Origin of the sequence: Rhodococcus sp. EPR-134, from assembly GCF_001647205.1 — a bacterium.
Lineage (GTDB): Bacteria > Actinomycetota > Actinomycetes > Mycobacteriales > Mycobacteriaceae > Rhodococcus_F > Rhodococcus_F qingshengii.
The window spans coordinates 1-8,098 of sequence record NZ_LVCT01000127.1 but is presented as its reverse complement, the minus strand read 5'-3'; the positions used below and the strand labels follow the sequence as shown (position 1 = coordinate 8,098).

General features: G+C 60.6%; 11 protein-coding genes and 1 pseudogene. 1 reads left to right on the top strand and 11 read right to left on the bottom strand.

The genetic code is table 11. The features are described from left to right. From A2J01_RS05715 to A2J01_RS05695, 5 genes and pseudogenes are all read right to left on the bottom strand, one after another. Positions 1–299 (bottom strand): annotated as a pseudogene (locus tag A2J01_RS05715) (hypothetical protein); the annotation flags it as partial. Next, entirely contained in the window at positions 296–1,123 is an 828-nt protein-coding gene (locus tag A2J01_RS05710; RefSeq protein WP_064112289.1) for an ImmA/IrrE family metallo-endopeptidase, read from the bottom strand. The gene A2J01_RS05710 and the pseudogene A2J01_RS05715, both read right to left, overlap by 4 nt. After that, a complete protein-coding gene (locus tag A2J01_RS05705; protein ID WP_064112288.1) occupies positions 1,120–1,461 on the bottom strand; it encodes a helix-turn-helix domain-containing protein in 342 nt (113 codons plus the stop codon). Before A2J01_RS05705 ends, A2J01_RS05710 begins: the two co-directional genes overlap by 4 nt. A gap of 238 nt (positions 1,462–1,699) precedes the next feature. Then, a complete protein-coding gene (locus tag A2J01_RS05700) occupies positions 1,700–2,014 on the bottom strand; it encodes a hypothetical protein (RefSeq protein WP_047269115.1) in 315 nt (104 codons plus the stop codon). Positions 2,015–2,163: 149 nt separating this feature from the next. Then, positions 2,164–2,595: a hypothetical protein gene (locus tag A2J01_RS05695; RefSeq protein WP_047269116.1), complete on the bottom strand. Its 432-nt coding sequence runs from the start codon at positions 2,593–2,595 to the stop codon at positions 2,164–2,166. Between the two features lie 286 nt (positions 2,596–2,881). Here A2J01_RS05695 and A2J01_RS05690 point away from each other — a divergent pair, with 286 nt between their 5' ends. Then, positions 2,882–3,280: a hypothetical protein gene (locus A2J01_RS05690; protein WP_125053049.1), complete on the top strand. Its 399-nt coding sequence runs from the start codon at positions 2,882–2,884 to the stop codon at positions 3,278–3,280. Between the two features lie 9 nt (positions 3,281–3,289). Here the strand turns inward: A2J01_RS05690 and A2J01_RS05685 are convergent, their stop codons facing one another. The 6 genes from A2J01_RS05685 to A2J01_RS35690 all read right to left on the bottom strand — a co-directional run bounded on the left by A2J01_RS05685 (position 3,290) and on the right by A2J01_RS35690 (position 7,947). Next, a complete protein-coding gene (locus tag A2J01_RS05685; protein WP_064112287.1) occupies positions 3,290–4,465 on the bottom strand; it encodes a DUF6545 domain-containing protein in 1,176 nt (391 codons plus the stop codon). Next, a complete protein-coding gene (locus A2J01_RS05680) occupies positions 4,462–4,995 on the bottom strand; it encodes a hypothetical protein (RefSeq protein ID WP_052959773.1) in 534 nt (177 codons plus the stop codon). Before A2J01_RS05680 ends, A2J01_RS05685 begins: the two co-directional genes overlap by 4 nt. Positions 4,996–5,033: 38 nt before the next feature. Beyond that, positions 5,034–6,014: a nucleoside hydrolase gene (locus A2J01_RS05675; protein ID WP_331715292.1), complete on the bottom strand. Its 981-nt coding sequence runs from the start codon at positions 6,012–6,014 to the stop codon at positions 5,034–5,036. A gap of 156 nt (positions 6,015–6,170) precedes the next feature. Next, on the bottom strand, positions 6,171–6,917 hold the full coding sequence (locus tag A2J01_RS05670; protein ID WP_064112286.1) for a hypothetical protein: 747 nt from the start codon (positions 6,915–6,917) through the stop codon (positions 6,171–6,173). A gap of 199 nt (positions 6,918–7,116) precedes the next feature. Next, a complete protein-coding gene (locus tag A2J01_RS05665; RefSeq protein WP_064112285.1) occupies positions 7,117–7,542 on the bottom strand; it encodes a hypothetical protein in 426 nt (141 codons plus the stop codon). 189 nt (positions 7,543–7,731) lie between these two features. Beyond that, positions 7,732–7,947, bottom strand: coding sequence for a hypothetical protein (locus A2J01_RS35690; protein WP_156519189.1), 216 nt, complete (start codon positions 7,945–7,947; stop codon positions 7,732–7,734). Positions 7,948–8,098 lie beyond the last annotated feature (151 nt).

Below are 8,098 nucleotides of genomic sequence, written 5' to 3'. Positions count from 1 at the left end.
CCGAGATCTTTTGCTGTCGCCAACCGTTGTTTCCACGGTTGCTGGCTGATGCGGCCCAGGACGGCGATCAGTTCGGGCGTCGGATCATCGGGAAGCACGTCCAGCAGTCGTGAGGGGATCTTGTTCCAGACTCTCTCCACCTGGGCGAAGCGGCGGTCCTTCGCTGACTTGCTGAGCACCTCGTTGCGGACCGTTTCCGGAGTGCTGATCGGGCCCGTCGTCGCGAGCAGCAGGCGTTCTTTGTTGATGGCGAGAAAGTTCAGTGCCGGTCCGGCGTCGATGATCGGCCGTACTGTCATCCGGCAGGATCCTCGTCACTGTCGTCGTCCTCCCAGTCGGTGAAGTCGACATCGACTGTGGGCAGCGCAGCGGCGGAGGCCCACTCCGTCTGATGTTCGATGGGAGTGATTCCGTCTTCGTTGAGGCTCTCGACGACATCGCCGACGGGGATTCCACGGAGTGTGGCCAAAGTTTGTGCGGGCACGACGTTCTCGATGTATCCATCGATCGCCCGAGCCAACAGTTTTTGCGGCGCTCGACGTGTGTCGGACTGTGTTTGAAGTGATTCGTACTGGTCAGCCCACCCAAACCGTGCTGCTATCTGCGGTGTGGTCATCGCCATCCATTGGTCTTTGATGGGTGAGTCGATGCAGCCTGCGTGGTGCATCGCGATAGCCGCCACCGCCGGAGACACGCCGAAAAGCTGAACGCAGGTCGAGAGTGTCCTGAGGTCAGCTGATGCGCCACCGACAATTTGCTTCACACCGGCGACCGGGATCAGCAGATGTCGAGCGAAGGCATCCGCCCGGATCTCATGGGGTGGGCGGTTGTCACCGGTGTCCTCGATGGCCCAGTCGCCGAACACGACGTGCGCTAGCTCGTGAGCCAATGTGGTGCGTTGACGCATAGGGTTTTTGGTTCGAGCTACGGCAATGAACACTGCGTCGCGCGTGCTGTCACGCATTGTGAGTCCGTGTTCGTCCCGGCCACCGTCGAGTACTGCGACGTCATTGCCTGTCGTCTGCTCGATGAGCGCGACGAGGTCGGCGAGTGGCTGGTTGCCGAGCCCATGCTCGCGGCGAAACTCCGCCGCTGCATCGCGGCCTTCGATTTCTGGGTTCACAGGCAAACGCCGATGCCCTGGTCTTCGAGGTAGGCGTCGAGTTCGAGGAAACGGATCAGCTGCTCGCGCATCTGCTCCATGTTCGCACCGTTGGTGGCCCTGGCCGCGTACTGGACGCGGTCGGCAACCGTAGAAGTGCCTGTCAGCTCCGCCAAGGTGCAGCCGGTGGCCATGGAGATGGCGAGTAGTTCGTTCGCTTTCGCTGGCCGGGCGTCGGTGATGATTCGCGAGAGGGTCGACTGCGAGATGCCGGCCTCCTCGGCTAGCTTGCGCTGGCTCGGGATGTTGGCGGCGAGCCTCGCCTTCTCGATCCGTGTGCCGGTCGAGGGTGTGGTCATGACAGATACCCTCCTGAATCAGTTTGTCGATGTTTGATTCAGTGTAGATGTGTCGAGGTCATCCGGGCAATAGTGACCTTCGACAACTTGTGGACGAACCCCCAATAACGAGTGCCAAACACTCGCGCTCAGCACCCGTTCGGCCGTTCACAAGCCGCCGGACAGTGCCCACAGAAACTCCGAAATTGAACGCCTCGGAGGTTGGACCAGCCACTCGCCCGGCGTTCAACGGCAGGGGTCAGCGTTCGATCAACTCGATCGGATGGTCGAGATCGTATTCACCGATATAAGCAAATACGCGATCATCTTCGGGGCCACTGCCTTCAACGTCGATGAAACCGATGTCGGCGTCAATGCCCTCGGCATCTGCCCTACGAATGATGACGTGGAGACCGGCGTCATTGGCATCCAATCCGATCTGCCGAACTTCGACCTCCATTTCCCGCTTGTCCCCCATCGTCGACCGGAGCCGGATGAGGGAACCAATCATTCGGCCACTGAGGTCAGCGATCTGCAAGGCCTTCACAGATTGTTCGATCTTCTTGCGTGCCATGCCTTTGGCCTCCTTCGCTTGCACTGCGGCTTCCGCCGCCCAGGCATCACTATCACGCGCTCACGGCGCGAGTGCGGCACTCAACCAGCGCCCGACCGTCGAGAATCGATGACGAGAGGTCACCGAAACATGCTGGAGAATAGTGAATCTCAGATCTCGACCTCAGCGATCTGAGATTCGAAATGATCGAGCACCACAATCCGCGCCGATGTGCCGTTGTCGATCAAACGCTCCGCAATCGCCGCAGCAAACGCGGTGGCGCAGCCGGCTGCTGCCCCAGCCACAGTGCCCGACACATCGACGACGTGCGCAACGTCGAGCAACCCGAGGGCCGGAACCTCGCCAAGCAATCGCAGCTCGCGCGTGAATTCGTCGTCGGGTCCGGCCCCAATCACGGCTCGCACCGTGTGCGTGGACAACACATCCCCTCCGTCGGAAGTCTCGGTGACGGTGACCTGGGCTTCGTCCGCCAAGTGGAGGGACAAAGGAGTTCGGCGGATCGGCAAATCAGCGCACAGACTGTCCGGCCGCGGGCTGTCCCTGCGTGTACCAGCCAACTTCGATTGAACGATGATCTGCATGTTGAACCTCCAACGAATCGTGCGGGTTCACGATGAGCCCGCGACGACTCGACAGTGCGCGTACGGCTCGCGTTGTGCGGCACCACCTTCGGCGTGCCGGCCGAAACATTGATGGTGCAACGTCGGGATCGTCTTGCCAGTGCCTCGGACAGGTTGTAGTTCGTCGCAGGCTCCCCACTGTTGGTCCTTTTGTTGGAGACAGCCTGGTCCACGCTGCCTGCGGCGACGATCAGATAATCAAGCACGCACTAAGCTGATGGTTCTGACCATGGAACGGAGAGAGCTCATGTCCTCACGGGTTTCCCTCGCCGAGCGACTGCAGGTCTTGTTTCGGGTATGGCACCCAGCTAACGAGAGCGAAGAAACGTCGACGGACGCTGCTGCAGCGATCAGCGCTGCTGGACACCAGGTATCAGCTGAACAGATCGACGCCCTGCGATCTGGTGCTCAGACCGAAGCGGATCCAGATTTGCTTACCGCGATCGCCGTGCACTTCCGGACGCCCGCGAAGTATCTGCTCGATGACGATATTCAAGATCTGCACGAACAACTGCTGCTCCTCGAGCAGTTCCGGATGCGGAAGGTGCAGAGCATTCAGCTTCGCGGAGAACGCACTGATGCCGACCGCAGGGCGTTGCTGCGGGTGCTCGGAGAGGGTTCGGATAGCCCCTCAGCGGCCAGCTGAGGTTCCTTGTCAGGGGATATGCGCGTGTTCCTGTTCGCTGATGCTCGATTGTCGGAGGCGGCCGGCTAGGGACCAGTGCTGGGCGATGAGCATCATGGCTGCGATCGCAGATTCGGTGTCGTCAGGGGCGGCCGGTGCAGTGGCAATCGGAGCCTTTTCATCGAGTGGGCTGAGACCGCGTTTACGTCGTTCAATGGCGTTCTGCAGCTGAGCTGCCTGATAGACCGCAATCGCTTGTGTCGGTGTGAGTCCTAGCTGGGCGAGTTGATCGTCCCAACGTCCATCGTTGATGGGTTCTGCGTAGTGGTTGAGTCGTTGGACAACGTCGAAAACCTCGCTGGTCACCCTCAGCTGACGTTGACTGTCAGTGAGTGTCCGCCGGTCTCGGATTGTTCCGAATACGAGATCGGGTTCCGTCCGTGTGATCGTCTTCCACAGTCGGTGGATTCTGAACTGGTCCCACAGTTCCCGCCGCATGTCCGAGCGAAAAAATGGGAGCCCTGACAAGGTGACGGCGACGAGCATCATTACGGCGAATAGCCACCCGTTGGAGTTCGATTTCGCTTCGACAAGTCGTTCTCCTTTGCCGCTTCCAGTCAGGATGGCGACTGCCAGCATCTGCAACGATTCGACCAGCATGGACACGAAGAACACGATTACGCCGATCACGGTTACTTTCGTGGATGCGGTTCGGATCCGTTTCCAGCTTCGGAGATAGTCCAGGGTTACCCGGCCTAGTCCGTACGCGGTGAATGCGGCGTAGATCGCGAAGTAGGCCACTGCTTGCCAACCGCCAGTGAGTTCGACTGTTGTTTCTGCGGCGCGTGCTGGCGCCGAGAGGACGAGCAGGAGCACCCCGAGTGTGGTCGCGATGCAATAGAGCGTCGGCTGTTTCCAGTGGGGTTCGGTGGGATCCCAGGAGTTGTAGACACCGACGAGGGCTGCCACCGACCACAGGATCAGGATGTGTACGAGTGTTCGGGTGAGCGTCGGCCCGAGTATCGGGTTGAGAACTGACGCGACGGTGGGGTCTTTCAGGGTGAGCGCGATGCACGCGAAGGTCAGTGCGTGGGTTAGTCGAACGTCGTAGTTGTTGAACCTCAGCAGTGTTGACCGCGCTGCCAGCACCGACCACACGAATAGAAGGATGAGCGCGTGCAGGGGGGCGGGGATTGTGTTGGTCATCCGTCTTCACCTCGGACGAATGTGTTGAGCATTCGTGTGTGGCGGGTGTCTTGGATATCCCCGACTGCGCGATCGATGAGCAGTGTCGCGAGGTATTCAGCTTCGTATTCACTGCGAGCGGAGAAGCCGCTGCGTCCGAGTATCCCGCGGACCGCGTCGGGATCCAGGCCTGGTAGCCATGCGGACAGCCCTTCGATGTCGATCGACGTGGTTGGTGGGCCTGACTTGGCGGGAACTGGTATCTCGAGGTCGTGGTCGAGCAGCATGTGGCCGAGTTCGTGGCAGATGACGATATCGATGTGCCAGGACGGGGAGTCCTCTGGGTAAAGCAGGTAATCGGTTTCGTCAGAGCTGACCCACAGGCCGCATACTTTGCCTTCCATCACGTGTTGTGGCACTGGGGAGAGCACTATCGGGTGTCCACGATCGTGTGCGATCTGTTCGACCAGTTTCCGGCTGTCCCAGGGATCGGGCAAGGTCAGATTGTCGAGCGCTTTCCGCACTTTGCGTTTGGATGCCGTTCGAAACATGCTGCCACCATCGCCTTTCGAAGAACTGTGCGTTCCGTTCAGTGCTCTCCCGAACCTGCGAGGGTGCGGTCGACTCGGTTTCGGATCGCGGCGTAGTCGAGGTCGGTTGCCATCTGGTGCACTGCGGACCGATCGTCAGGGTAGTGCCCCCACAACGCAGACCGGCCGTCGGCACTGTGTACTTGTGCGGTAGCCGAAACGCTGGACAGGATCACCGTGGGATCGAGCATGACGGACGTGGCGACACTGTCGTGGGAGGTGTAGATCGGCTGCTCAGCACCGTATGTGTTCGTGCAGTAAACGTGATAGTCCTCGGTGATGGTCTGAATGAAACGCGCAATATTCGATGTCGACGTGAGGGTTTGCAGATCTGCCCACCTCAGTCGTAGTCGGCCTGTGACGTCCATGCCTACCCAGGTCACTGGACCGGGTGTCGCAGCCACTGTCGCGGCGGCGGCCGGGTCGTGGTTGGTGTTGGTATCGCCTTTGGCGAGGAATTTCGGTTGCGCGGCGGCGACGATTTCGCGGCGATCGACCGTGCCCATTCCGCCCATGATGGTCACTGATCTGAACTGCCGAAGGATCGTCGGATCGCGAGTGATAGCGGCTGCAATGTTGGTAAGCGGTGCAAGACACAGCAGGTCGACCTGGCCGGGTCGTTCGCGTCCTGTCCGGAGGATCTGGTCGACCGCGGTTTCGTCGCTCAGCCGAACAGAGGGTGGCGGCTGGAGTCCGCGACCTCCGAGCCCGTCGCTTCCGTGTGGGGATGGTGTCGTCGGTGCTGGCCCGGGCCGGGGGCTCCCGACGCATACCGGGATGTCGGTGCGGTTGACCGCAGCGAGGACTGTCAGCACATTCTGAGCGGCCTGGTGTTCGGTGCAATTACCGAAGACGGTGCCGATGCCTATGACGGACGTGTCTGGTGCGTTGAGGGCTGTCAGTATTGCGAGCGCGTCGTCGACTCCGGTGTCGGTATCGACGAGTACATGCCGTTCCGGGGTGTTCATTTCGGCGGTCACGCGGCCCCTCCCATGTCTGTGCGTTGGCGTCACGAATAGTAGTGACTTCGCTGATCAGATCATTGACGGCCGTCTGGTGATCGCCGGACAGCGTCGTCGCGGCGAAAGCGTCCACCGATCTGACACCCGCCGTAGGTGCCAGATCAGTGGAGGTGTCTAGCTGACCAAGAAGCAATCCGGCACGACCCGGTCGGCCTCTGCCCACTCGTCTCGGACGTACATCCGTGCGCTTCGCAGGGCGCTCACGACTTCCTCGAAACCGTCGCTGTCTGCGAGTGCCAGCAGGATGTTCGCTATCGCGTCCGAAGCGGCCTCCGTCTCGCTCCTCGAATCCCCGAAAGAGCGTTCGGTGTCGAGAAGTTTGCGGCCCGTCCAGATCGCCCGTGTGAGGCACGTTTCGGAGCGTTCACCGATCTCGACGCTGATCCGTACCGGGCTGGCGACCGCGACCGCGCGGGCGGTCTGCTCGACCCACCCGGCTACTGCATCGCTTCCTTGTGCGATCACATCGTCGGGTACGAGGTATTCGACCCTGGTCGCGACCGCAGTTGCGGCGCGGCTCTCTCCGCCGACCACCATGCGATGCGCATTCGACGTGAACTGTTCCGTCGACGGGAGCGTGACTAGCTCGCCCGCATCGACACCGACCGTTGTATCCAACATGTCGCCGTCGTTGACGACGAACCGGATCGACTGTCCTTGCGGTGCGTCGACACCGACCAGCAGTGTTCCGGGAGTGACGTTCGAGCGGTGGGCATAGATCTTTGCGTCGACGCCTTCGACTCGAGTTTCGATCAGCCCGTCGGTGTCGGTGTGGTCGGCACCCGTGCCCGGGGCCGAGTCGTGGCCGGGTGTGTCCTGCTCTGCGCTTCCGTGCGAGCCGGGGTTGTTGTCGTAGCCCATTTCGTTGTCTCCTAGATCGCCGGGAATCTGACGCTTTCGATTCCATCTCGTCGATCTGATCTGTGCGGCAACGGATTTGAATATTCAATGCCCCGGCAGTGCACTCGATGAGGATCTGCCCACATCTAAATTTCCGGACAGTGAAACAGCTTTCACTACTTGCCCGACACAGGATGTCATGTCGGGCAAGTAGTCGAAGTCAGGCGACGATCCGGGGTTCTTTGCCGCTGTAGACGACCTTCAACTCAGTCCCTGATCCGAGACCGTCGGTGTGCGAGGTGAGTTCGTCCGCGTACTCCTCCAAGAACGTTTTGGGGAGGGTGATCTCATCGGAATCGCCGTCGCAGTAGTCGACTTCCACCTCATCGGAGAAGAAATATCCGTTTTCCCATAACTCCGTGGTGAACCTAACTCTCCGAAGGCCCTTTCGCTCTCCCTGCTCGCCCACAGCGACCTCGAGTTCATCGAACAACGACCGTGGGTCATCCACGCCCAAATCGAGCGCCAGAACCGGCGCGAGGAGCACTCCGATCTCCGAGAGGACCGCCCGGTCGCGGACGGATTCCCTGAGAAGGTCCCCCAAAGTGGCCTTAGCCGCGCCACTCAATACCTGTGTGTCACCCATGTCAATTCCTCCTGGACTGTTTCGTTGACAGACCCAGGATTAGGGTGCCGGCGCGAGTGCGCGGCACCTTGAGTGTCTCGCCGCACCATCTTGCTTGTGCCCGGTTCCGTCGGACGGCTTCGGACAGGCTGCGCAATTGAGGTGTTGCCCGCCGGAGAGAGGCGGCGGGCAACACCTCAACTGTCCTGATCAGTGGTTCTGCGCACCAACCTGGTACACCTCCCACTTCACTCCCCCGGCATCGGCCCACTGCTCGAGTACGATGGCATCGTCTGCGGTCACATCGACAGCGCCCTCACCGAGCGCACCAGCATCGACCAGATTCTTGGCAGCCTCACGTGCCCATTCAGCAAGGATCGGGGTCGCTTCCGCCTCCGAACCCACCACCGCGACCTGGTCAAACATATTGTCATCATGGCCTTGCATCTGGACGACCCATGCTGCGGCGAGTGCATCATCGCCGTACACGATCTCGCCGGATTCTTTGCGAACCTGACCGCCAACTACGCGCAGTCGCCACCGATCGTAATCTTCGCTTTCGCAGGTGATTTCACCG

Bases quoted from the DNA above. Each gene is read 5' to 3' on its own strand.
- A2J01_RS05705 (WP_064112288.1), bottom strand. From the start codon at position 1,461: ATGACCACACCCTCGACCGGCACACGGATCGAGAAGGCGAGGCTCGCC.
- A2J01_RS05700 (WP_047269115.1), bottom strand. From the start codon at position 2,014: ATGGCACGCAAGAAGATCGAACAATCTGTGAAGGCCTTGCAGATCGCT.
- A2J01_RS05695 (WP_047269116.1), bottom strand. From the start codon at position 2,595: ATGCAGATCATCGTTCAATCGAAGTTGGCTGGTACACGCAGGGACAGC.
- A2J01_RS05690 (WP_125053049.1), top strand. From the start codon at position 2,882: ATGTCCTCACGGGTTTCCCTCGCCGAGCGACTGCAGGTCTTGTTTCGG.
- A2J01_RS05685 (WP_064112287.1), bottom strand. From the start codon at position 4,465: ATGACCAACACAATCCCCGCCCCCCTGCACGCGCTCATCCTTCTATTC.
- A2J01_RS05680 (WP_052959773.1), bottom strand. From the start codon at position 4,995: ATGTTTCGAACGGCATCCAAACGCAAAGTGCGGAAAGCGCTCGACAAT.
- A2J01_RS05670 (WP_064112286.1), bottom strand. From the start codon at position 6,917: ATGGGCTACGACAACAACCCCGGCTCGCACGGAAGCGCAGAGCAGGAC.
- A2J01_RS05665 (WP_064112285.1), bottom strand. From the start codon at position 7,542: ATGGGTGACACACAGGTATTGAGTGGCGCGGCTAAGGCCACTTTGGGG.
- A2J01_RS35690 (WP_156519189.1), bottom strand. From the start codon at position 7,947: ATGTTTGACCAGGTCGCGGTGGTGGGTTCGGAGGCGGAAGCGACCCCG.